The sequence below is a fragment of the Serratia myotis genome, from assembly GCF_027474885.1.
Classification (GTDB): domain Bacteria; phylum Pseudomonadota; class Gammaproteobacteria; order Enterobacterales; family Enterobacteriaceae; genus Serratia; species Serratia proteamaculans.
In genome coordinates this window covers 951667-973212 of the sequence record NZ_CP099707.1, presented here as the reverse complement: position 1 = coordinate 973212, position 21546 = coordinate 951667, and the positions used below count along the sequence as shown (strand labels likewise).

Annotated in this window: 22 protein-coding genes; 7 read left to right on the top strand and 15 right to left on the bottom strand. The window is 56.7% G+C overall.

Going from position 1 to position 21546, the window contains the following annotated elements:
• Positions 1–32: 32 nt before the first annotated feature.
• Positions 33–1094 carry a DNA polymerase IV gene (dinB, locus tag NHG65_RS04505; protein ID WP_499182975.1) on the bottom strand — a complete coding sequence of 354 codons (1062 nt, stop codon included), beginning with the start codon at positions 1092–1094 and terminating at the stop codon, positions 33–35.
• Between the two features lie 196 nt (positions 1095–1290).
• Between dinB and NHG65_RS04500 the strand changes: the two genes are divergently transcribed.
• Positions 1291–2175 (top strand): glycerophosphodiester phosphodiesterase family protein, encoded by an 885-nt coding sequence (locus tag NHG65_RS04500; RefSeq protein ID WP_499182974.1) that lies wholly within the window; start codon positions 1291–1293, stop codon positions 2173–2175.
• Between the two features lie 37 nt (positions 2176–2212).
• Here NHG65_RS04500 and nqrM read toward each other — a convergent pair whose 3' ends face one another.
• The 8 genes from nqrM to NHG65_RS04460 are packed head-to-tail and all read right to left on the bottom strand — an operon-like array spanning position 2213 to position 9322.
• Positions 2213–2440: a (Na+)-NQR maturation NqrM gene (gene nqrM / locus NHG65_RS04495; protein ID WP_012005403.1), complete on the bottom strand. Its 228-nt coding sequence runs from the start codon at positions 2438–2440 to the stop codon at positions 2213–2215.
• A gap of 10 nt (positions 2441–2450) precedes the next feature.
• Positions 2451–3479 carry an FAD:protein FMN transferase gene (locus NHG65_RS04490; protein WP_499182973.1) on the bottom strand — a complete coding sequence of 343 codons (1029 nt, stop codon included), beginning with the start codon at positions 3477–3479 and terminating at the stop codon, positions 2451–2453.
• The gene (gene nqrF, locus NHG65_RS04485) at positions 3480–4703 is read right to left on the bottom strand and encodes an NADH:ubiquinone reductase (Na(+)-transporting) subunit F (protein ID WP_099064925.1); all 1224 of its coding nucleotides are present in this window, start codon (positions 4701–4703) and stop codon (positions 3480–3482) included.
• Between the two features lie 15 nt (positions 4704–4718).
• A complete protein-coding gene (nqrE, locus tag NHG65_RS04480; RefSeq protein ID WP_085115343.1) occupies positions 4719–5315 on the bottom strand; it encodes an NADH:ubiquinone reductase (Na(+)-transporting) subunit E in 597 nt (198 codons plus the stop codon).
• Between the two features lie 6 nt (positions 5316–5321).
• Positions 5322–5951, bottom strand: a complete 630-nt coding sequence (locus NHG65_RS04475; RefSeq protein WP_020825369.1) for an NADH:ubiquinone reductase (Na(+)-transporting) subunit D — start codon at positions 5949–5951, stop codon at positions 5322–5324.
• The gene (locus tag NHG65_RS04470) at positions 5944–6738 is read right to left on the bottom strand and encodes a Na(+)-translocating NADH-quinone reductase subunit C (RefSeq protein WP_085115342.1); all 795 of its coding nucleotides are present in this window, start codon (positions 6736–6738) and stop codon (positions 5944–5946) included. Before NHG65_RS04470 ends, NHG65_RS04475 begins: the two co-directional genes overlap by 8 nt.
• A complete protein-coding gene (locus NHG65_RS04465; RefSeq protein WP_085115341.1) occupies positions 6728–7969 on the bottom strand; it encodes an NADH:ubiquinone reductase (Na(+)-transporting) subunit B in 1242 nt (413 codons plus the stop codon). The genes NHG65_RS04470 and NHG65_RS04465 overlap by 11 nt, the downstream gene beginning before the upstream one ends.
• Before the next feature lie 3 nt (positions 7970–7972).
• Positions 7973–9322: a Na(+)-translocating NADH-quinone reductase subunit A gene (locus NHG65_RS04460; RefSeq protein WP_499182972.1), complete on the bottom strand. Its 1350-nt coding sequence runs from the start codon at positions 9320–9322 to the stop codon at positions 7973–7975.
• A gap of 484 nt (positions 9323–9806) precedes the next feature.
• On the opposite strand from NHG65_RS04460, the gene dpaA reads away from it, so the two are divergent.
• Positions 9807–10577, top strand: coding sequence for a peptidoglycan meso-diaminopimelic acid protein amidase (dpaA, locus tag NHG65_RS04455; RefSeq protein WP_207976395.1), 771 nt, complete (start codon positions 9807–9809; stop codon positions 10575–10577).
• Here the strand turns inward: dpaA and NHG65_RS04450 are convergent.
• Positions 10509–11315, bottom strand: a complete 807-nt coding sequence (locus tag NHG65_RS04450) for a class II glutamine amidotransferase (RefSeq protein WP_099064928.1) — start codon at positions 11313–11315, stop codon at positions 10509–10511. The two genes, dpaA and NHG65_RS04450, sit on opposite strands and share 69 nt — an antisense overlap.
• A gap of 98 nt (positions 11316–11413) precedes the next feature.
• Complete coding sequence (lpcA, locus tag NHG65_RS04445; RefSeq protein WP_004949058.1) at positions 11414–11995, bottom strand: D-sedoheptulose 7-phosphate isomerase; 582 nt, start codon at positions 11993–11995, stop codon at positions 11414–11416.
• Between the two features lie 245 nt (positions 11996–12240).
• Here lpcA and fadE point away from each other — a divergent pair, with 245 nt between their 5' ends.
• Complete coding sequence (fadE, locus tag NHG65_RS04440) at positions 12241–14697, top strand: acyl-CoA dehydrogenase FadE (protein ID WP_099064929.1); 2457 nt, start codon at positions 12241–12243, stop codon at positions 14695–14697.
• 284 nt (positions 14698–14981) lie between these two features.
• Positions 14982–15134 (top strand): Hok/Gef family protein, encoded by a 153-nt coding sequence (locus tag NHG65_RS04435; RefSeq protein ID WP_085115335.1) that lies wholly within the window; start codon positions 14982–14984, stop codon positions 15132–15134.
• Between the two features lie 84 nt (positions 15135–15218).
• Here NHG65_RS04435 and mtnK read toward each other — a convergent pair whose 3' ends face one another.
• Positions 15219–16418 (bottom strand): S-methyl-5-thioribose kinase, encoded by a 1200-nt coding sequence (mtnK, locus tag NHG65_RS04430; protein ID WP_099064930.1) that lies wholly within the window; start codon positions 16416–16418, stop codon positions 15219–15221.
• Positions 16419–16562: 144 nt separating this feature from the next.
• Between mtnK and mtnA the strand changes: the two genes are divergently transcribed.
• Positions 16563–17591, top strand: a complete 1029-nt coding sequence (mtnA, locus tag NHG65_RS04425) for an S-methyl-5-thioribose-1-phosphate isomerase (protein ID WP_499182971.1) — start codon at positions 16563–16565, stop codon at positions 17589–17591.
• A 17-nt stretch (positions 17592–17608) separates the two neighbouring features.
• Here mtnA and NHG65_RS04420 read toward each other — a convergent pair whose 3' ends face one another.
• The 3 genes from NHG65_RS04420 to NHG65_RS04410 are packed head-to-tail and all read right to left on the bottom strand — an operon-like array spanning position 17609 to position 19448.
• Positions 17609–18151 (bottom strand): 1,2-dihydroxy-3-keto-5-methylthiopentene dioxygenase, encoded by a 543-nt coding sequence (locus tag NHG65_RS04420; RefSeq protein ID WP_099064932.1) that lies wholly within the window; start codon positions 18149–18151, stop codon positions 17609–17611.
• Entirely contained in the window at positions 18148–18837 is a 690-nt protein-coding gene (mtnC, locus tag NHG65_RS04415) for an acireductone synthase (RefSeq protein WP_099064933.1), read from the bottom strand. Before mtnC ends, NHG65_RS04420 begins: the two co-directional genes overlap by 4 nt.
• Entirely contained in the window at positions 18834–19448 is a 615-nt protein-coding gene (locus NHG65_RS04410) for a methylthioribulose 1-phosphate dehydratase (RefSeq protein ID WP_207976401.1), read from the bottom strand. Before NHG65_RS04410 ends, mtnC begins: the two co-directional genes overlap by 4 nt.
• Positions 19449–19609: 161 nt before the next feature.
• Between NHG65_RS04410 and NHG65_RS04405 the strand changes: the two genes are divergently transcribed.
• Complete coding sequence (locus tag NHG65_RS04405; protein WP_413481086.1) at positions 19610–20770, top strand: pyridoxal phosphate-dependent aminotransferase; 1161 nt, start codon at positions 19610–19612, stop codon at positions 20768–20770.
• Positions 20758–21531, top strand: a complete 774-nt coding sequence (locus tag NHG65_RS04400) for an amidohydrolase (RefSeq protein ID WP_099064935.1) — start codon at positions 20758–20760, stop codon at positions 21529–21531. Before NHG65_RS04405 ends, NHG65_RS04400 begins: the two co-directional genes overlap by 13 nt.
• Positions 21532–21546 lie beyond the last annotated feature (15 nt).

Sequence of the window (21546 nt, the reverse complement as noted above, 5' to 3'; positions counted from 1 at the left end):
TTAAACCAAAGGCGCAAATATTTGCGCCTTTGTTATTCCCAGGGCAGCAGCAGTTGCCGTTCCAGCTGCGGATCCAGTAACGTCACGTGCAACCCGACCAGTCGCACCCCGCGTCCTTCACGCCGCTCACGCCAGACCTGCCGCGCCACGTTGATCAAATCGTCTTTATTCAGTACCGGCCAGACGTGTTCCTGGGTGGTTTGCTGGAAATCCTGAAACTTGAATTTTACCCCTTGTCGGGCGATGTGCAGATCCGGTTTCACCTTACGCAACCGCAGTTCCAGCTCGGGATAAAGCTTGTCGACAATCAGTGTTTCACAATCTTCCCAGTCATGAATATCTTCCGCCAGCGTACGCTCCACCCCCACCGACTTACGCAGCCGCTCTGGCGAGACCTCACGCAGATCGATCCCCTGACAACGCTCCCACAGGACCCGGCCAAATTTGCCGAAGCGCTTTAACAGCAACACCAGATCATACTGCTGCACGTCGGCACAGGTGATCAGCCCCACGTCCTCCAGCCGTTTGGCCGTCACTTTGCCCACGCCGGGAATTTTACTCAGCGGCAACTGCTGTAAAAACGCCGGCACCTGCGCCGGCGTGATGACGTATTGTCCGTTCGGTTTATTCAGCTCTGAGGCAATCTTGGCGAGGAACTTGATCGGAGCGATACCGGCAGAGGCAGTGAGGTTGAGTTCATCGGAGATAGTCTGGCGGATTTGTTCGGCGATCAGCGTCGCCGAGCCGTTGCACTGGCTGCAGTCGGTCACGTCCAGATAGGCTTCATCCAGTGACAGTGGCTCAATCAACGGGGTGTAACGGGCAAAGATTTCACGGATATGCTGCGAGGCTTCTTTATACGCCGCCATGCGGCCGGGCAGCAGTTTCAGGTGTGGGCAAAGCTTGAGCGCCATCGCCGTCGACATCGCACTGTGCACGCCATAGCGACGGGCAGGATAGTTGGCGGTGCTGATCACCCCACGCCGGTCGGCACTGCCGCCGATCGCCAATGGAATATCGCGCAGGCTGGGATCGTCGCGCATTTCTACCGCCGCGAAGAAGCAGTCCATATCGACATGAATGATTTTACGCATATCGCCTCCAATAACACTGTATAAGTATACAGGCAACAATGGAAAGCTCAAGCCTCGGCTCCACTCGGAGAAAACAGGGTTTCACCCAATTATCTTCGACTTGTTAAAAAAGCGTAATTTTTCAATAGTACGCTGTGGCAAATTAACCGCCGCGCTTACTGATAACAATAACGCTACGCACAGGATGGTGCCCTACATGAAAACATTATCGGTCTATTTATTAGCTTCAGCCTTATCCCTGATATCCCTTGCCGCTACCGCCGCCCCCGCCATTATCGCTCACCGTGGTGGAACGGCCGACGCCCCTGAAAATACCCGCGTCGCCATTGAAACCGCACTGAAAAACGGCGCCGATGCCATTTGGATCACCCTGCAGGAATCCAAAGACGGGGTGATTGTGCTGTACCGCCCTTCGGATCTAAAGGCGCTGACCAATCAGCAGGGGCTGGTTTCTGCCTTTACTGCCGCGCAACTGGCAAACGTTGACGCCGGTTGGTCATTTGCCAAAGGGGAAACTCATCCGTTCCGCGGTAAGGGCATTGGTATTCCCCGGCTGGATGAGATCCTCAACGCCTTCCCCAAGGTCAATTTCTATCTGGATATCAAATCACCGGACGCTAACCCGGCCCAGTTCGGCAAAGCCCTGCTGGCAACGCTGGAAAAGACCCACAGCCTGAACCGCACCCGCGTGTACTCCACCGATGCCAAATATCTGCAGGCGCTGCCACCGGCGATTAAACGTTTTGAGACCCGCGATGAAACCCGCGACCTGCTGGCGAATATCAGCCTGTCACACCTGTGTGAGCTGAAGCCAGACAATCAGCAACCGCGCTGGTACGGGCTGGAACTGAAACGTGAAGTGGAAGTGGTGGAGAAATTTACGTTGGGTGAAGGGCGCTCCAAGGCGTTTCTGACCTGGGATAAAGAATCGATCGACTGCTTCCGTTCACAAGGACCGGCGCACATCATCCTGTTCGGCATCAACTCACCGGCGGAATACCAGCAGGCGCTGGCGCTAGGCGTGGATGGGGTTATGGTCAACTCACCGGCCGAAGCAAAGAGCTTCGTTAAGGCCAAATAACTGATGTAAAAAGGGGCGCTGCATGCGCCCCTGTGATTCAGATGATCCGGTGTTTTTCCAACTGCTGCTGGCGCAGCGCCTCTTTTTCCAGACGCTTTTTACGGGCATCGCAGGGTTCAGGACAGTCGCAGACTTTATCCATCCCCAGCGCCGTAATGCCGCCGCAACTGCCCTGCAGGCTTTTACGCTTGAACACGTAACCCAACGACATCCCGCCGACAATCAGCAGAAACAACACGAAGCTGGCGACAAATACTGTCAACATAGCGACCTCATCAGCTCTTATTCAAATAGGGTTTGAACGCCTCGGAGTAGCGCTCTTCAAAACCTTTAGCGGTTTTCACAATCATGAACACCGGGATCCCCATCAGGTTCGCCAGCGCCATGCCGCGTTCCGGCCCCAGTACGTTCAGCCCGGTCGACAGGCCGTCGGCAGCCATACAGGTCGGGCTCAACACGGTGACCGAGACCAGATGGTGGTGGATCGGCTTGCCGGTGACCGGATCTATGGTATGCGAATAACGCACGCCGCCCTGCTCGAAGTAGTTGCGGTAATCCCCCGAAGTAGCGATCGACATCTCGCCCGGTTGGATCACCAACTGCGCCTTCTGCTCCATGCCGGCGGTTGGCCGTTCAATGGCGATACGCCACGGTTTTTTCTCACCGTTATGGCCGCGAGTCCGTACCTCACCGCCAATATCCACCATGTAGTTCTTAACCTGCTGCGATTGCAGGTACTGGGCAATCACATCCACCCCATAGCCCTTGGCGATCGAGGAAAGATCGACATACAGCTCAGGAATGCTCTTTACCAATGCGTTGCCCTGCACCGACAGCTTGTCGATCCCGGTCCAGGCGCGGCGTTGCTCCAGCTCGGCGGCGCTCGGTACTTTGTCCGGGCGGCCTTCCGGGCCAAAGCCCCACAGATTAACCAACGGCCCGACGGTCACATCCAGCGCACCGTCGGTGACGCGGTTGATACGCAACGCCTCCAGCACCACCTCGGTGGTCGCTGCCGATACCGGGAAGGGTTTATCCACCGCGCGGCTGGCGTTGAAGCGGCTCAGTTCAGAGCCCGGCCGGTAGGTGGACATTTGGTCATTCACCAACTCCAGGCGCTTGTCGATCTCCGCCTGCATTTTGGTGGCAGACGGCGTGTCGTCCCCGGTGACATAGCGGATCGAATAAGAGGTCCCCATGGTTTTGCCATCGAGATTCACCTGCTCTGGTCCGCAGCCGGTCAATAACAGGGCAGCGCTAAGCGCCACCGTCGTCATTAACCCCTTCATTGCCCTTGCACGCATTTAGCCACCAAAGTCATCAAGCATGATATTTTCGTCTTCGACGCCCAGATCTTTCAGCATCTTGATCACCGCGGCGTTCATCATTGGCGGACCGCACATGTAAAACTCGCAGTCTTCCGGCGCCGGGTGGTTACGCAGATAGTTCTCCAGCAGAACATTATGGATAAAGCCGGTGTAACCCGTCCAGTTATCCTCAGGCTGCGGATCGGAAAGCGCCACATGCCAGGTAAAGTTCTCGTTCTCTGCCTGCAGTTGGTTGAAATCTTCCTCGTAGAACATTTCACGCAGTGAACGCGCGCCGTACCAGAAGGTGATTTTACGCTTCGACTTCAGGCGGTTGAGCTGGTCAAAGATGTGTGAACGCATCGGAGCCATACCGGCACCGCCGCCGATGAAGATCATTTCCGCGTCGGTCTCCTTGGCGAAGAACTCGCCGAACGGCCCGGAGATGGTCACCTTGTCACCGGCTTTCAACGACCAGATATAAGAAGACATAATGCCCGGTGGCACGTCCGGATCACGCGGTGGCGGCGTAGCGATACGCACGTTGAGCATGATGATGCCCTTCTCGTCCGGGTAGTTGGCCATTGAGTAGGCGCGCACCGTGGTTTCATTCACCACTGAGCGGTAGCGGAACAGGTTGAACTTGTCCCAGTCGCCACGGTATTCGTCCGGCACTTCAAAATCGGCATAGCTGATGTCATGTGCCGGCGCTTCGATCTGGATAAAACCACCGGCGCGGAACGGCACATCTTCCCCATCAGGGATTTTCAGCTTCAGCTCTTTGATAAAAGTGGCTTTGTTATCATTGGAGATAACCTCGCATTCCCACTTCTTCACGCCAAAAATTTCTTCCGGCAGCTCGATTTTCAGGTTCTGCTTCACGTTCACCTGGCAAGCCAGGCGACAGCCCTCTTTCGCTTCACGCTTGTTGATGTGCGACAGCTCGGTCGGCAGGATATCGCCGCCGCCCTCTTTGATCACCACCCGACACTGGCCGCAAGAACCACCGCCGCCGCAGGCAGACGAAACAAAGATCCCCTGGCTGGAGAGCATATTCAGCAGCTTGTCGCCCGCCGGAGCGGTAAAGCTCTTGTCCAGATCGCCGTTCACTTCCACCGCAATGTCACCGGTGTTCACCAGCTTGGACTTAGCGAACAGGATGAGCAGCACCAGCACCATAACGATGCCGGTAAACATCGCGACGCCTAAAATAATTTCCATAAATTCTTCCCGCCTTTACAACTGAACACCGGAGAAGGACATAAAGCCCAACGCCATCAGCCCGGTGGTGATAAAGGTAATGCCCAGGCCGCGCAACCCTGCGGGGACATTGGCATACTTGAGTTTTTCGCGGATCCCCGCCATCGCGACAATCGCCAACATCCAGCCGGTGCCGGAGCCGAAACCGTACACTACCGATTCGACGAAGTTGTAGTCACGTTGCACCATGAAGGACACGCCGCCAAAGATGGCGCAGTTCACGGTGATCAATGGCAGGAAAATGCCGAGTGCGTTGTACAGCGACGGGAAGAAGCGATCGAGGATCATCTCCAGAATCTGCACCAGCGCCGCAATCACGCCGATAAAGGTAATGAAGTTAAGGAAGCTCAGATCAACGCCTTCCACCAGCGCGCCGTCGCGCAGGATCAGGTTGTAGACCAGGTTGTTCACCGGTACGGAGATCCCGAGCACCAGCGTTACCGCGATACCCAGACCAAAGGCGGTCGACACCTTTTTCGACACCGCCAGGAAGGTACACATCCCCAGGAAGAACGCCAACGCCATGTTCTCAACGAACACCGCGCGTACAAACAGGCTGATATAATGTTCCATCGGCCATTACTCCTTTTCGATCTGCGCTGGTTTCAGGGTGCGTAGCGCCCAAATCAGCAGGCCGATGATAAAGAACGCGCTCGGTGCCAGCAGGAACAGGCCGTTCGGCTGATACCAGCCGCCGTTCTGTACCGTCTCCAGCACCGGAATGCCGAACAGCTTGCCGGAACCAAACAGCTCACGCAGGAAGCCGACCAACACCAGGATCACCCCGTAGCCCAGCCCGTTACCGATGCCGTCCATAAAGCTCTCGATCGGCGGTGACTTCATGGCGTACGCCTCGGCGCGCCCCATCACGATACAGTTTGTGATGATCAAGCCGACAAACACCGACAGCTGCTTGGAGATTTCAAACGCATAGGCGCGCAGCAACTGATCGACCACAATCACCAGTGAGGCAATAATCGCCATCTGTACGATGATGCGCACGCTGTTCGGAATATGGTGACGGATCAGGGAAATAAAGAAGCTGGAGAACGCGGTGACCAGCGTCACCGCAATGGTCATCACCACCGCCGTCTCCAGCTTGGTGGTTACCGCCAGCGCGGAACAGACGCCCAACACCTGCAAGGCAATCGGGTTGTTGTCGAACAGCGGCCCTAAAAGAACCCGTTTAATCTCTTTGGAATCAGCCATTTTTCAGCGCTCCTTCACGAACTTTTTGCAGGAACGGGCCAAAGCCGTGCTCGCCCAACCAGAAGTCAAAAGTATGCTGCACGCCGTTGGAGGTCAGCGTGGCACCGGACAAGCCGTCCACCCCGTGTTCATCCCCCTGACGCGCCCCGCCTTTCACCACGCGGATCGCCGGTTGGCCGTTGTCGTCAAACAACTTTTTACCGATCCACTGCTGGCGCCAGCTGGCATTCTCAACTTCACCGCCCAGTCCCGGAGTTTCCCCCTGCTGGTAGTAAGTGATGCCTTTCACCGTGTTGCCGTCGTTATCCAACGCCACAAAGGCGTACATCATCGACCACAGGCCGGTGCCGTAGACGGGCAGCACGATTTTGTTGACCGCACCGCTGTCGTCACGCACCAGATAGATTTCCGCCTGATTGCTGCGACGCTTGATACCGGCCGGATCGTCAGCCGCCGGCAGCGCTACGCTTTTGGCGTCATCACGCAGGGCCGCAGCCAAATCGAACGCCGTCGCCTTGCCGGTGACAAACTCACCGCTGTTCAAATCCAGCAGGTGCGGTTCGATACGTTGGGTGAACAGCGCCTTGACCTGCTCGCCTTCCATTTTCGGCTGCAGCAAGCCGGCCACGTCGAGAATATTGCGCTGCTTGTCGAGCAGCTTCTGTTCCTGCTGTTTGGACTTCAGGCCGACGGCGGAACCCGCCACCACCACAGAACACACCAGGCACAGCAGCAGTACCACCAGCAGCGTTTTACCGATGCTGTCGTTTTTAGATTCATTCGCCACGGGCTTTTCTCCGCTTGATGTTGGCCTGCACCACCAGGTAATCGAACAGCGGCGCGAACAGGTTGGCGAACAGGATCGCCAGCATCATGCCTTCCGGATAGGCCGGGTTGACCACCCGGATCAGCACGCACATCACGCCAATCAGAATGCCGTACCACCATTTCCCCTTGTTGGTAAACGAGGCAGAAACCGGGTCGGTAGCCATAAAGATCATACCGAAGGCGAAGCCCCCCAACACCAGGTGCCAGTACCACGGCATGGCGAACAGCGGGTTGGTGGTAGAGCCGATCGAATTGAACAGGAAGGCGGTAGCCATCATGCCGAGCATCACACCGGCGACAATGCGCCAGGAAGCCACGCGGCCAAACAGGATTATCGCCCCGCCGAGCAGGATCATCAGCGTGGAGACTTCACCGACCGAGCCGGGGATGTTGCCAAGAAACGCGTCCATCCAGCTAATGGAATGGCCGGTAGCCACGTTGCTCAGGCTGTGTGCCCCGCCCGCACTCCACTGTGCCAGCGGAGTCGCGCCGGAGAAACCGTCGGCGGAGGTCCACACCAGGTCACCGGAAATCTGCGCCGGGTAAGCGAAGAACAGGAATGCACGCCCCGCCAACGCCGGGTTAAGGAAGTTGCGTCCGGTGCCGCCGAATATCTCTTTGGCTACCACTACGCCGAAGGTAATACCCAGCGCGGCCTGCCACAGCGGCAGCGTTGGCGGCACAATCAGCGCAAACAGAATCGAGGTGACGAAGAAGCCTTCGTTAATCTCATGCTTGCGAATGACCGCGAACAGCACCTCCCAGAAGCCCCCCACCAGGAACACCACGGCATAAATTGGCAGGAAATAGCAGGCACCCAGCACCATTTTGCTGATCCAGCCCGCGTCCGCCGCCAGGGATGCCCCGAGCCATTGCGCCAACCGGTAGTGCCAATCGCCCGCCAGCACCTGCTGCAGTTGATCGCCACTGTAAAGGTGGTGCAGCGCCGGAATGGCCTGCTGGCCGACGTTGTACATCCCCCAGAACATCGCCGGGAAGACCGCCAGCCACACCAGGATCATCATGCGTTTCAGATCGATAGCATCGCGCACGTGCGAAGCACCGCGCGTCACCTGCCCCGGGGTGTAGAACACCGTGGTGGTCGCTTCATACAGCGGGTACCACTTTTCCAGCTTGCCGCCCGGAGTGAAGTGATGCTCGATCTTTTCAAAAAAATTCTTCAGGCCCATCGGTTATCCTTCCTGCTCAATCTTGGTCAGCACATCGCGCAGCACCGGAGCGTATTCATACTTGCCGGGGCAAACAAAGGTGCACAGCGCCAGATCTTCTTCATCCAGCTCCAGACAGCCCAGCGCCTGCGCGCTGTCACTGTCACCCGCCAGCAGGTCACGCAGCAGCAGGGTCGGCAGGATATCCAGCGGCATTACCCGCTCGTAGTTGCCGATCGGCACCATCGCACGCTCACCGCCGTGAGTCGTGGTCGAGAAGGCAAACAGCTTGTTCTTCAGGAAGTGGCCCAGCGTGGTGCGGGTAATGGAGAATTTATCCGGTGATGGGGCAATCCAACCGAACAGCTCTTTATCACGCCCTTCCTGCAGCACGGAAACCAACGAGTGGAAACGGCCAAGGTAAGCGTTCGGCCCGGCGACGTGGGTGCCGCTCAGCACCGAGCCGGAAATGACCCGGTTCTCGCCTGCTTTCAGACGGCCGGCGGTCAGTTCGTCGATGCTGGCGCCCAACCGGGTGCGCAGCAGTACCGGCTGTTCCACCTGCGGCCCGGCCAGTGCCACTACCCGGCGGGTATCGAGCTTGCCGGTAGTGAACAAGGTGCCGATGGCAATCGCGTCCTGATAGCCGATATGCCAGACGGTTTTTTTCAAACTGACCGGCTCGAGGAAATGAATATGGGTGCCCACCAGCCCGGCAGGATGCGGACCGGCGAATTCGTTATAGGTCACCTGCGCATCGGGTTGCTTGCCCAGGTTCACCCCTGCGGCATGACAAACGTGCACCTTGCCGTCGGTCAGGCGAGCCAAGACCGCCAGCCCGGCGTTAAACGCCGTCAACTGCTCGGAAATGATCACCTGCGGATCGGCGGCCAGCGGCTGGCTGTCGATGGCGGTAACGAAGATGGCGCGTGGGCTGGTGCCCGGTGCCGGTGTTTTGCTGAAGGGACGGGTGCGCAGTGCGGTCCACAGGCCACTGGCGATCAGTTCGCTTTCAACCTGTTCGCGCGGCAGCATCGCCAGTTCGGCGACCGGAAAATGAGCGAACTCCAATTGATCATCGCCGCCGTTTTCAACGGCAATGACGACCGACTGCAATACGCGTCGTTCACCGCGATTGATGGCCACAATGCGACCACTGGCAGGCGCGGTGAAGAAAACCCCGGGGGTCTTTTTATCTTCAAACAGTGCCTGGCCTTTTTTAACGCTGTCGCCTTCCTGCACCAGCATAGACGGGCGCATTCCGACGTAATCTTCCCCAAGCAGGGCGACATGCTGAATGACTGGGCCGTCCTGAATCGCCTGAACCGGGGTTCCGGCAATTGGCAGGTCTAACCCTTTTCTGATTTTAATCATAGGTTTTATACGATGTTGGTTAGTTTCACACGTCTTACCGACCCCAGAGGCTGGTACTGACGATGCCTGGATGATGAGGCCGCATCAGCAGCCTCTGGGTTGAGCGCAACGGCATCACGCTCAACATGAAATCTTTCGCACTGATAAAATGGGCTAACGTACATTCCGTTGATTAACTCCTGCGTCCATTTTTTGCGCATTTATTCGAGCCGGAATATTAACATTTTCCACAACATTTTTCTGCGTCAGGCAGTGACCTGAGTCAAGCAAACACAATTAAATTTCGGCCGTTTTACGCGACTAATCGTTAAAATCTGCCTATAGATTCACTTTTATCGAAGTTTGTAGTTTTTTTATACACATCGCATATTGCTAAAAAAGAACACACTGGTAATCTGGCGGTGTTTTAAGACCGTAAAACAATAATCAGTGGCATGTTGGCCAATTGCATTGAGCCGACAGATAAATATAAGCAGGAATAATAATGAGCAAAATCGCGTTGTTGTTTGCGATGCTTTTTTCTATGCCGATGATCACGGCCTGCAGCGCCAGCGAGCAGGTTCCCGAGGTTCCGGTAGTTAAGCAGCAATTAGTGGGTTCACCGGTCTATATTCAGATCTTCAAAGAAGAACGCACGCTGGAATTGTATGCCAAAATGGGCAACGAATTCCGTCTGGTGAACTCTTTCCAAATCTGTAATTTCTCCGGCGGCCTCGGCCCGAAACGCCGTGAAGGTGACTTTAAGAGTCCGGAAGGCTTTTATAGCGTCGACGCGCGCCATCTGAAACCCGACAGCAAGTATTATCGGGCAATCAATATCGGCTTCCCTAATGATTACGATAAATCACAGGGCTATTCCGGCGCTTATCTGATGATCCACGGTGAATGTAAATCGATTGGTTGTTATGCGATGACCAACACCTATATGGATGAGATTTACCGCTACGTCGAAGCTGCGTTCGCCTACGGCCAAAACCGGATTGATATCAGTATCTATCCGTTCCGCATGACCGATAAGAACCTGAAACGCCACAGTTCTTCCAGCTACATCGCCTTCTGGCGTCAGCTGAAACCGGGCTATGACTACTTTGTCAAAAACCATCAGCCGCCGATGGTCAGCGTAGCCAATGGGCAGTACGTATTGGGTCAACCCGTGCTGAGCAGTGGCCAGATGACGCAGTATGCGTCAAACACGGCTCCCGCTGTCAGTACCAATCCCTTCGCTCAGGCCAAGCCGCTCACCGAAGTGAAATAATGCGAATTCGCCTGGTGCAATCTTGTGCCAGGTTTCATTCGCCGTCAGCGGCTGGGTAGCAATCACCGTGACCACATCGTTGGGTGTGGTCTGCTGCTGAAAATCAATCTCCACATCCTGATCGAGTAACGTGGCTTTGCCAAACGGCGCGCGCCGCGTGATCCAATACAGGTTGGTGGAGCAATAAGCCATCACAAAGCGCCCATCCGACAGCAGCATATTGAATACCCCCTTCTGACGCAGTTGATCCGCCAGCAGAGCGATATAACGGAACACCGGCGGCCAACGGCTTGGGGTACGCGGGTATTTCAGGGAAAGCTGATGCAGCAACCAGCAGAAAGCGTACTCGCTGTCAGTCTGGCCGACCGGGCGGAAAGTGCCGGTTTCCAACTGACGGTAGCCTTTCAACTGGCCATTGTGCGCATAGGTCCAGTTACGGCCCCACAGTTCGCGGGTAAACGGGTGAGTATTCTCCAGCGCCACTTCACCGCGATTGGCCTGACGGATATGTGATACCACCGCGCAGGATTTGATCGGGTATTCCTGCACCAGACGGGCGATCGGCGAGTCGAAACTCGGCTGGGGATCCTTAAACGTGCGGCAACCGTTCCCTTCATAGAAGGTAATGCCCCAACCATCTTTATGTGGCCCGGTACGGCCACCGCGCTGAACCAGCCCGGTAAAGCTAAAGCAAATATCGGTCGGTACGTTTGCGCTCATCCCGAGCAATTCACACATCGCCAGCCACTCCTTAACTCCCACTGACACCGTCTATTCGGGCGCGATCAACTGCGCCCCTGTGCATTATTAACGGGGCGCCATGCCCCCTAAAGCCGTTAAGCCTTAACCATCTCTTTTTCAATCAGCTGAATCAAGATGTGGATCGCTTTGATATGAATTTCCTGAATGCGGTCTGCGTAACCGAAGTGCGGTACGCGGATTTCCACATCGGCAGAACCGGCCATTTTGCCGCCGTCTTTGCCGGTCAGGGTGATCACTTTCATCCCTTTGGCGCGCGCCGCTTCGATGGCTTTAATGATGTTGCCGGAATTGCCTGAGGTGGAAATACCCAGCAATACGTCGCCTTCACGACCTACCGCTTCCACATAGCGTGAAAATACATACTCGTAACCAAAGTCGTTGCTGACGCAAGACAGGTGGCTAACGTCGGAAATGGCAATCGCCGGATAACCCGGACGGTTTTCACGGTATCGGCCAGTCAGCTCTTCGGCAAAGTGCATCGCGTCACAGTGGGAGCCACCGTTACCGCAAGAAATGACTTTCCCACCGGCTTTAAAGGAATCGGCCAGCAGCACGGCTGCGCGTTGGATCGCGTCGATATTGGCGTCGTCATTGATAAATTTCGCCAGGGTATCGGCCGCTTCGTTCAGTTCACTACGAATAAGGTCGTGGTACATGAGGAACCTCTTGTTATCGTCAATCTTCCGCCCCGCAGTGTAACGGATCGGGGAAAAACCGAGAAGCATTGTCAGTCAAACAGCAGCCCGGTTGAGGCGCCGATGAGGTTTTTGATGATTGATGCGGTCAGTTTGTGACTTAAGTTGTAATTAAACTGTAAATGCATTGATAAAAATATGGGGTTGTACTAAAACCTATTACATACACACAACAGGTCAGACCTCTTGCCACTTCGGAGCTTCTTATGATGGTTCTTAGTATTGTTGTTTTACTGGCACTCATTGGTGTGGTGTTTTATCACCGAGTGAACCTCACCCTCAGTAGCCTTATTCTTCTGGCATACACCGCCGCCATGGGCGCCATCGGTCTGTGGACCTTCTGGATGCTGCTGCCGCTGGCGATTATTCTGCTGCCACTGAACGTCACGTCACTGCGCCGTTCGTTGCTGTCTGCACCGGCGCTGCGCGCGTTCCGCAAGGTGATGCCGCCAATGTCCACCACCGAAAAGGAAGCGATCGAAGCCGGGACCACCTGGTGGGAAGGCGATCTGTTCCGCGGTACGCCGGACTGGAACAAGCTGCATAACTACCCGAAACCGCAGTTGACCGCCGAAGAACAGGCGTTTATCGACGGTCCGGTGGAAGAAGCCTGCCGCATGGCCAACGATTTCCAGATCACCCATGAACTGGCCGATTTGCCGCCGGAACTTTGGGCATACCTGAAAGAACACCGCTTCTTCGCGATGATCATCAAGAAAGAATACGGCGGCCTGGACTTCTCTCCTTATGCTCAGGCACGCGTACTGCAAAAACTGTCCGGTGTTTCCGGCATTCTGGCCATCACCGTCGGCGTGCCGAACTCCCTCGGTCCGGGCGAACTGCTGCAACATTACGGTACTGACGAACAGAAAAACCATTACCTGCCAGGCCTGGCGCGCGGCGACGAGATCCCTTGTTTCGCCCTGACCAGCCCGGAAGCGGGTTCCGATGCCGGTGCCATTCCGGACGTCGGCACCGTCTGCATGGGCGAGTGGCAAGGCGAACAGGTTCTGGGCATGCGCCTGACCTGGAACAAACGCTATATCACGTTGGCACCGGTGGCGACCGTGTTGGGCCTGGCGTTCAAACTGTATGACCCGAACCACCTGCTGAGCACCAACGAATCTCCGGGCATCACCTGTGCGCTGATCCCAACCAGCACTCCCGGTGTTGAAATCGGCAACCGTCACTTCCCGCTGAACGTGCCGTTCCAGAACGGTCCGACTCGCGGCAATGACGTGTTCGTCCCGATTGATTACATCATCGGCGGGCCAAAAATGGCCGGTCAGGGCTGGCGTATGCTGGTTGAATGCCTGTCGGTAGGACGCGGCATCACCCTGCCTTCCAACTCTACCGGTAGCGTGAAGTCCATGGCGCTGGGAATAGGCGCATACGCCCATATCCGCCGTCAGTTCAAGCTGTCGATCGGCAAGATGGAAGGTATTGAAGAACCGCTGGCGCGTATCGCCGGTAACACTTATGTGATGGATGCAGCGGCTACGCTTATCACCAGTGGTCTGATGCTGGGCGAGAAACCGGCCGTGCTGTCGGCCATCGTGAAATACCACTGTACCCACCGCGGCCAGCAGGCAATCATTGATGCAATGGATATCGCCGGCGGTAAAGGCATCATGCTGGGTAAATCCAACTTCCTGGCCCGTGCCTATCAGGGCGCGCCTATCGCTATCACGGTAGAAGGCGCCAACATCCTGACCCGTACCATGATGATCTTCGGTCAGGGTGCGATCCGTTGCCATCCTTATGTGCTGGACGAAATGGCGGCAGCGCAGAATAACGACCTGAACGCCTATGACAAATTGCTGTTCGGCCATCTGGGCCACGTAGGCAGCAACAAGGTACGCAGCTTCTGGCTGGGTCTGACCAACGGCCGCACCAGCAGTACACCGACCAAGGACGCTACCCGTCGTTACTACCAGCAGTTGAACCGCCTGAGCGCTAACCTGGCGCTGCTGTCGGACGTTTCCATGGGCGTACTGGGCGGCAGCCTGAAGCGCCGTGAGCGTATTTCCGCCCGTCTGGGAGATATCCTCAGCCAAATGTACCTGGCTTCCGCTTCGCTGAAACGCTTTGAAGATGAAGGCCGTCAGAAAGAAGATTTGCCGCTGGTACATTGGGCCGTACAGGACAGTCTGCATCAGGCAGAACAGGCGCTGGACGATCTGCTGCGCAACTTCCCGAACCGCTTTATCGCCGGCGTGATGCGTCTGGTTATCTTCCCGTTAGGCCGCGTGCATACTGCACCGTCTGACCGTCTGGATCACCAGTTGGCCAAGATTATCCAACAACCGTCCGCCACCCGTAGCCGTCTGGGTCGTGGTCAGTATCTGACGCCAAGTGAGCATAACCCGGTCGGCCTGCTGGAAGCCGCATTGGTTGACGTGATCGCCGCCGAGCCGATCCACGATCGTCTGTGCAAGGCGGCCGGTAAGAACCTGCCGTTCACCCGACTGGATCGTCTGGCGCAGCGTGCGCTGGAAGAAGGCAAGATTAACGCCGACGAAGCGAAGATCCTGGTGAAAGCCGAAGAGAGCCGTTTGCGTTCCATCAACGTGGATGACTTTGAGCCGGATGCGCTGGCGGCCAGTAAGCCGGAAAAGTTGCTCAAGCAGGATAAGCGCCAGAAACACACCGAAGCCGCGTAACTGCAATAAACTGACTTACCCAGGGGCGATAATCATCGCCCCTTTTCTATTTATCCCCATAAATGCGCAGAGCTTCGCAACGTTATCAGAACGGCTAATTTAACCCTGGGGATAATCGGATAGACTGCGGATGGGTGCTCTGGATCTTTCTGTCCGGAGCCTTGGTAACGGATAGAAAGAGAAAGGCCCCGAGTCGATATTATCAACCCGAGGCCACTCTGTATGTCCAAACAACATCAGGTTAGCCTCTTACCCGCCGCAAGGCAAGGATAAGGAGGTCAAAAATGCAGCAGGAACGGGTCGTTCTGAGGCTGATGATTATCTGCATCACGCTGATAGCGTTGATGTGGATCACTCGCGGTTCTCTATGTGAACTGCGCATCACACTGGGAGACACGGAGGTTGCCGCCATTTTGGCTTACGAACCCGAAGGGTAAGGCAACCCAACGGCGGGGCTTGCCCCCGCCTGTTGGTTGTTAGCGACGGATCCATGAGCACCCTTTTCACCACATCCAGGAGGCTTAGCCGTTCTGGCGGATGCGCGCCAACAACGCGTCGATATGTTCGATTTGCGACGCGTTGACGATCAGCGCGCGGCCCAGACTCAACGCACTGCGCTGGCATTCGGCACGCATATCGTCATCGCTGATGCTGTCCAGATCGGCAACGTGCGCCAGACCTATGGTGCGACGGATCAACTCACTACCACAGTAACCAACCGCATCGGTCCACACCTGTTGCAGAAACTGTTCGGCGTAGCCCGGAACTGCCAGCGCCAGTTCTCGTGTCTGTTGGTGACACAATGCCAGGAAACGATCGGCAAAAATCAGCCAGAGTTCGCGAACATCCTGCAAGCGCTGCTCGCGCCCGGCAGCGGCGTCACGCGGCCCCAAAAGCCCTGGCAGACCGCAATAGTTCAGTAACAAATTGCCCAATACGCTACCGACGTCGAAACCGATCGGGCCATAGAAACCAAACTCGGCGTCTATCGCCTTCAGCTTGCCTTCCGCGACAAAAACCGAGCCGCTGTGGATATCACCGTGCAACAGCGCTTCCGCCTTGCTCAGGAAACGATGCTTCAATCCGGCGACCGCCAGCCTCAGTGCCGCATCGTCACGCAGCTCAAGGACCTGCGGCAACAGCACCGGATCAAACTGATTACGCTCATGGTCAATATAGGGATCGGTAAAGAACAGATCTTCGGTGATCTGGCACAGTTCGGGGTTACTAAAGCGACTAACCTCCGCTTTTTTCTCCTGCGCGGTCTGATAAAAGTCAGAAGTATGGAACAGGGTTTGCGCCAAATACTCCGCCAGTTGCCCGGCAGCCAACGGGTAATAGTGCCCCTTGAGTAACTCACTGCGCCAGATATGGTGATCAGAAAGATCTTCCTGCACCATCACCGCCAGTTCAGGATCGTGATACAACACCTTTACCGTATGCCTTGGACAAAAACCGCCATGGATCAACAGGGTTTCCGCTTCAATACGTGCGCGATCCAGGGTTAACGGCCAGGATTCGCCCACGCATCGAACATACGGCAGCGCCTGTTTGACTATCACCCGGCTCACACCATCACGATCGCGGATCTTGAACACCAGGTTCAGATTACCGTCACCAATCTCGTCAGCGCTCACCAACGCCTGGGGATCGGCTAACTGCCCATATTGACGGGCATACTCAACGGCATCAGCAGCAGTAAACGTACGATAATGCGACATTCCCAACCCCTCTGAACTTTCTCACTGACCCAGCGATTATATTTTTTTAGACGTAAAAGCATTTGGACGTCTATACATCCGGAAGTCATGTTGGCAGAATAGCTTTCCAGATGCAATAACTACGCAACAAGGAATTAACCGCCGATGCAAGCGCTTAACACCACCAGTTTGACCCTGAGCGACAACCGACTTTGGATCCTCGACCAGCAGGCTTTGCCGCAGGAAAAACAGTGGCGGACCTGCGACAGCGTGGAACAGCTGGTTGATCATATTCTCACCTTGCGGGTGCGGGGTGCGCCGCTGATCGGCCTGTCTGCCAGCCTGTTACTGGCTCTGCTGGCAGAGCGCGGCTTACCGCGTGAGGAACTGGAGCAGGCGCTGATCACCCTGCGCGCCTCACGACCGACGGCGGTCAACCTGATGAACAACCTGGACCGCATGAAGCTGGCACTGGCACAACCGCACTGGGTGCCGGCAATGGTGGAAGAAGCGCTACGCCTGGTGGAAGAAGATCGTCAATTGTGCGATCGCATTGCCGATCACGGCGCCGAGCTGGTGAAACCCGGCAGCCGCCTGCTGACCCACTGCAATACCGGGGGTCTGGCAACCGCCGGCATTGGTACCGCTATCGGCGTGCTGTTGCGCGCTCATCAGCAGGGCAAGGTGCAGCAGGTGTGGGTCGATGAAACCCGCCCGTTGCTGCAAGGTGGCCGATTGACCGCCTGGGAACTGGGTGAGTTTGGTATCCCCTATCGGCTGATTTGTGACTCCATGGCAGCCAGCCTGATGGCGCAAGGCCAGGTGGATGCGGTGTGGGTGGGTGCAGACCGCATCGCCGCTAACGGTGACGTCGCCAACAAGATTGGCACTTATAGCCTGGCAGTACTGGCGCACTATCACCGCATTCCGTTCTACGTCGCGGCCCCGCACACTACGCACGATCCGCACTGTCCGAATGGTGCCGCAATCCCTATCGAGCAGCGTGCCGCAACTGAAGTGACCGGTGTGTCCGGCAGTTTTGGCTCTTGCCAGTGGGCCCCTGCCGATGCCCAGGTTTATAACCCGGCGTTTGACGTGACGCCCGCGGCGTTGATTAGCGGTTGGGTGTTCGACAGCGGCGTGATCACGCCACAGCAGGTCAATGAAGGGATTTTCCAGCGGGCGTTAGGTTAACACCCGCATCGTAGCGGTCAGTCTAGGCGCGGGTAGGCATCGGCGATGTTATCGCCGGTGAAATGCGCTACCCAGCCTTCCGGGTTATCGAACACCCTGATAGCAGTGAAATTCGGTGCCGAACCCATATCGAACCAATGGCGGGTATCAGCCGGCACCGAGATCAGATCGTTCTTCTCACACAGGATCTGGAAGATCTTGCCATCCAGATGCAGGCAGAACAGCCCGGCCCCTTCAACAAAGAAACGTACTTCATCTTCGCCGTGCGTGTGTTCGGATAAAAACTTGCTGCGCAGCACTTCACGCTGGGCATTATCCGGACGCATGCTGATCACATCCCAACTCTGGTAGCCCTTCTCCGCCACCAGCCGATCGATTTGCTGCTGATAGGCGGCAATCACCGTCGCCGGCTCCGGGTTTTCACCCAGTTCACGGTCCGCCTGCCAGCGCTCAAAACGAACGCCAATTTGCGCCAGTTGCTGCTGGATGGCCTGCGCGTCGCGGCTCTGCCACAGTGGCTGCTGCGGCTCTTTATCACTGAAAATAGTCAATCCACTCATGAGGCAAACTCCCCTAAATCGATATGATCAAAACGGTTAACCTGCGGATGTTGACTCTGGTTATCGGCGTCATCGCGGATCAGTTGGCAGGTATGCCAACCTGCGGCACGAGCGGCGTCCAGCTCTTGATGAATGTCGGAAAGGAATAACAGCTGGTCAGGGACGATACCGATTTCACTGGCGATATTGCGGTACGAAGCGGTTTCACGCTTGGCACCGACGTGGGTATCGAAATAACCGCTGAACAGCGGCTGTAAATCCCCGGCGTCGCTGTAGCCGAACAGCAGTTTCTGCGCCTCCACCGAGCCGGAAGAATAGACGTACAGCTTCAGCCCCTGCAATTGCCAGGCGGCCAGTTGCTCAGCCACCTCCGGGTACAAATGCCCGCGAAAATCGCCGTTCTGGTAGCCGCTGCGCCAGATGATGCCTTGCAGCGCCTTCAGCGCGGTAGATTTACGGTCTTCATCCATAAAGCGGTACAACGCGGTAATCAGTTGCTCGATATCCGCCTGCGGCTGCTCAAGTTCCTGGCGCAAAGCGGCCAGCGGGGCGGCGACTTCGGCCTCTCCAGCGTGCTGACGGAGAAAGGTCGCCAGGCGTTCGCGTGCATAGGGGAACAGCACCTGATGGACGAAACGGATATCGCTGGTCGTGCCTTCAATGTCGGTAACAATGGCGCGGATCATTTTGCCTCCAGTAAACGGCGTTGTAGTTCGCACTGGAACAGGAATTCCAGCCCTTCAAGATGACGACGTGCTTCCGCGACCTGGTGGCCCCAGCAATACAAACCGTGGCCGCGCACCAGAAAACCGTACTGCAGCGGCGTGACTTCGGCATGGGCCGCCACGCGCGCCGCTAAACGCGGGATATCCTGGTCGTTATCGAAAATCGGGATCACCACGCTGTCCAGATGCGAACTCTGGCCGCCGAGGGATTTTTGCATCTCATAGCCCTGCAACACCAGTCCATCGCTGCGTTCAACCCGCGACAGCACGGTCGCATTCACCGAATGCGTATGCAGCACCGCACCAATCTGCGGATATAGCCGGTAAATCAGGGTATGCAGACCGGTTTCCGCCGACGGCGTGCGGCCGCTCGGCACATGGTTGCTGGCGGTTTCCACCAGCAGGAAGTCAGTTTCGGTCAGGCTGCCTTTATCCTTACCGGATTCGGTCACCAGACAATGCTGGTCATCGAGACGCAGCGACATATTGCCACCGGTCGCCGGGCACCAGCCCTTTTCACCAATCCAGTGACAGGCAGACAATAGCGCTGTAAGTTGCGGATTTTCGGTCATTATCGTTTCCCGGTCTGTAAGGTCATCTGCAGGTGAAGCTTAGAATGATTTGATTAATGGTTAGATTTTTTCTTCATTTAGCCATCTAAGCGTCTTGATTGCCAAATACTAACATCGTGTTATATTGACGGCAACATAAGCGCCAGGAGTATTAGCCTGCTATGAGCACTTCAGCATTGATTCCCGAAAGTAAACTGCCCGCGCTGGGCACCACCATTTTCACCCAGATGAGTGCGCTGGCGGCGCAGCATCAGGCGATCAACCTGTCGCAGGGCTTCCCCGATTTCGATGGCCCGGACTACCTGAAAGAACGTCTGGCCTGGCATGTCAGCCAGGGCGCGAACCAATATGCTCCGATGACCGGTGTCGCCCCACTGCGTGAGGCCATCGCCGAGAAAACCGCCGCCCTGTACGGCTGGCTGCCGGACGCCACTAACGAAGTCACCGTCACCGCGGGTGCCACCGAGGCGCTGTTCGCCGCTATCAGCGCGCTGGTACGCCCTGGCGATGAAGTGATCTGCTTTGATCCCAGCTACGACAGCTATGCGCCGGCGGTGACCTTATCCGGCGGCACGCTAAAACGTATTGCGCTGCAACCCCCGGCGTTCAGCGTCGACTGGCAACAGTTTGCTGAGTTGCTGTCACCCCGCACCCGGCTGGTGATCCTCAATACGCCGCACAACCCTTCCGCCACGGCCTGGCAGGCGGAAGATATGCAGCAACTGTGGCATGCCATTGGCGATCACGAGATCTACGTGCTGAGCGATGAAGTCTACGAGCACATTTGTTTCGCCAAGGGCGGCCACACCAGCGTATTGGCGCACCCGCAGTTGCGTCAGCGCGCCATCGCCGTGTCTTCCTTCGGCAAAACCTTCCACATGACCGGCTGGAAAGTGGGTTACTGCGTGGCTCCGGCCGCGCTGAGTGCGGAAGTGCGCAAGGTGCACCAGTACCTGACCTTCTCGGTCAACACCCCGGCCCAGTTGGCGCTGGCGGACATGCTGCGCAGCGAGCCGGAACACTGGCAGCAATTGTCGGCATTTTATCGCGCCAAGCGCGATCGTTTTGTGCAGGCGCTGTCCAACAGTCGACTGGAAATTTTGCCCTGCGAGGGTACATACTTCTTACTGGCCGATTACAGCGCCGTTTCCAATTTGGACGACGTGGCATTCTGCCATTGGTTAACCGAGCACGTTGGCGTGGCGGCGATCCCGCTGTCGGTCTTCTGTGCCGATCCTTTCCCTCATAAATTGATCCGGCTGTGCTTCGCTAAACAGGATGCCACGCTGGATGCGGCTGCGGAGCGGTTATGTCGACTTTAAAAATTACCCTGTTGCAGCAACCTTTGGTTTGGCGAGATGGCGAAGCCAACCTGCGTCATTTTGATGCGCTGCTGGCGCCGTTAAGCGGCCGCGACCTGATCGTACTGCCGGAGATGTTTACCACCGGCTTTGCTATGGATGCCGGGGAAAGCGCACTGCCGGAACAGCAGGTCGTCGACTGGTTGCACGGCTGGGCAAGTAAAAGTAACGCCCTGGTCGGCGGCAGCGTAGCGCTGAAAACTGCCGAGGGCGCGGTTAATCGTTTCCTGCTGGTCGAGCCGAACGGCCGGGTGCATGCCTACGATAAACGCCATCTGTTCCGCATGGCCGGCGAGCACCTGCACTATCAGGCCGGCAAACGGCGTGAAATTTTCGAGTGGCGCGGTTGGCGAATCCTGCCGCAGATCTGTTATGACCTGCGTTTCCCGGTGTGGTCCCGCTATCAACAGGATTACGATCTGGCACTGTACGTCGCCAACTGGCCGGCACCGCGCAGCAAACACTGGCAAACGCTGCTGGCAGCACGCGCCATTGAGAACCAGGTGTTCGTGGCCGGCTGCAACCGCGTCGGCGAAGACGGCAACGGCCTGAACTACAGCGGTGACAGCCTGATCCTCAGCCCGCAGGGGGAAACATTGGCCCAGGCGGAACCCGGTGCCGCCGCACGGCTGGACGCCGAACTGTCGCTGGAAAACCTGCAAAGCTACCGCAGCGCCTTCCCGGCCTGGCGTGATGCCGACAGCTTCCTGCGCCACGATTAATCCTTCCGGGCGCAG

Bases quoted from the DNA above. Each gene is read 5' to 3' on its own strand.
- dinB (WP_499182975.1), bottom strand. From the start codon at position 1,094: ATGCGTAAAATCATTCATGTCGATATGGACTGCTTCTTCGCGGCGGTA.
- NHG65_RS04500 (WP_499182974.1), top strand. From the start codon at position 1,291: ATGAAAACATTATCGGTCTATTTATTAGCTTCAGCCTTATCCCTGATA.
- nqrM (WP_012005403.1), bottom strand. From the start codon at position 2,440: ATGTTGACAGTATTTGTCGCCAGCTTCGTGTTGTTTCTGCTGATTGTC.
- NHG65_RS04490 (WP_499182973.1), bottom strand. From the start codon at position 3,479: ATGCGTGCAAGGGCAATGAAGGGGTTAATGACGACGGTGGCGCTTAGC.
- nqrF (WP_099064925.1), bottom strand. From the start codon at position 4,703: ATGGAAATTATTTTAGGCGTCGCGATGTTTACCGGCATCGTTATGGTG.
- nqrE (WP_085115343.1), bottom strand. From the start codon at position 5,315: ATGGAACATTATATCAGCCTGTTTGTACGCGCGGTGTTCGTTGAGAAC.
- NHG65_RS04475 (WP_020825369.1), bottom strand. From the start codon at position 5,951: ATGGCTGATTCCAAAGAGATTAAACGGGTTCTTTTAGGGCCGCTGTTC.
- NHG65_RS04465 (WP_085115341.1), bottom strand. From the start codon at position 7,969: ATGGGCCTGAAGAATTTTTTTGAAAAGATCGAGCATCACTTCACTCCG.
- NHG65_RS04460 (WP_499182972.1), bottom strand. From the start codon at position 9,322: ATGATTAAAATCAGAAAAGGGTTAGACCTGCCAATTGCCGGAACCCCG.
- dpaA (WP_207976395.1), top strand. From the start codon at position 9,807: ATGAGCAAAATCGCGTTGTTGTTTGCGATGCTTTTTTCTATGCCGATG.
- NHG65_RS04450 (WP_099064928.1), bottom strand. From the start codon at position 11,315: ATGTGTGAATTGCTCGGGATGAGCGCAAACGTACCGACCGATATTTGC.
- lpcA (WP_004949058.1), bottom strand. From the start codon at position 11,995: ATGTACCACGACCTTATTCGTAGTGAACTGAACGAAGCGGCCGATACC.
- fadE (WP_099064929.1), top strand. From the start codon at position 12,241: ATGATGGTTCTTAGTATTGTTGTTTTACTGGCACTCATTGGTGTGGTG.
- NHG65_RS04435 (WP_085115335.1), top strand. From the start codon at position 14,982: ATGCAGCAGGAACGGGTCGTTCTGAGGCTGATGATTATCTGCATCACG.
- mtnK (WP_099064930.1), bottom strand. From the start codon at position 16,418: ATGTCGCATTATCGTACGTTTACTGCTGCTGATGCCGTTGAGTATGCC.
- mtnA (WP_499182971.1), top strand. From the start codon at position 16,563: ATGCAAGCGCTTAACACCACCAGTTTGACCCTGAGCGACAACCGACTT.
- NHG65_RS04420 (WP_099064932.1), bottom strand. From the start codon at position 18,151: ATGAGTGGATTGACTATTTTCAGTGATAAAGAGCCGCAGCAGCCACTG.
- mtnC (WP_099064933.1), bottom strand. From the start codon at position 18,837: ATGATCCGCGCCATTGTTACCGACATTGAAGGCACGACCAGCGATATC.
- NHG65_RS04410 (WP_207976401.1), bottom strand. From the start codon at position 19,448: ATGACCGAAAATCCGCAACTTACAGCGCTATTGTCTGCCTGTCACTGG.
- NHG65_RS04405 (WP_413481086.1), top strand. From the start codon at position 19,610: ATGAGCACTTCAGCATTGATTCCCGAAAGTAAACTGCCCGCGCTGGGC.
- NHG65_RS04400 (WP_099064935.1), top strand. From the start codon at position 20,758: ATGTCGACTTTAAAAATTACCCTGTTGCAGCAACCTTTGGTTTGGCGA.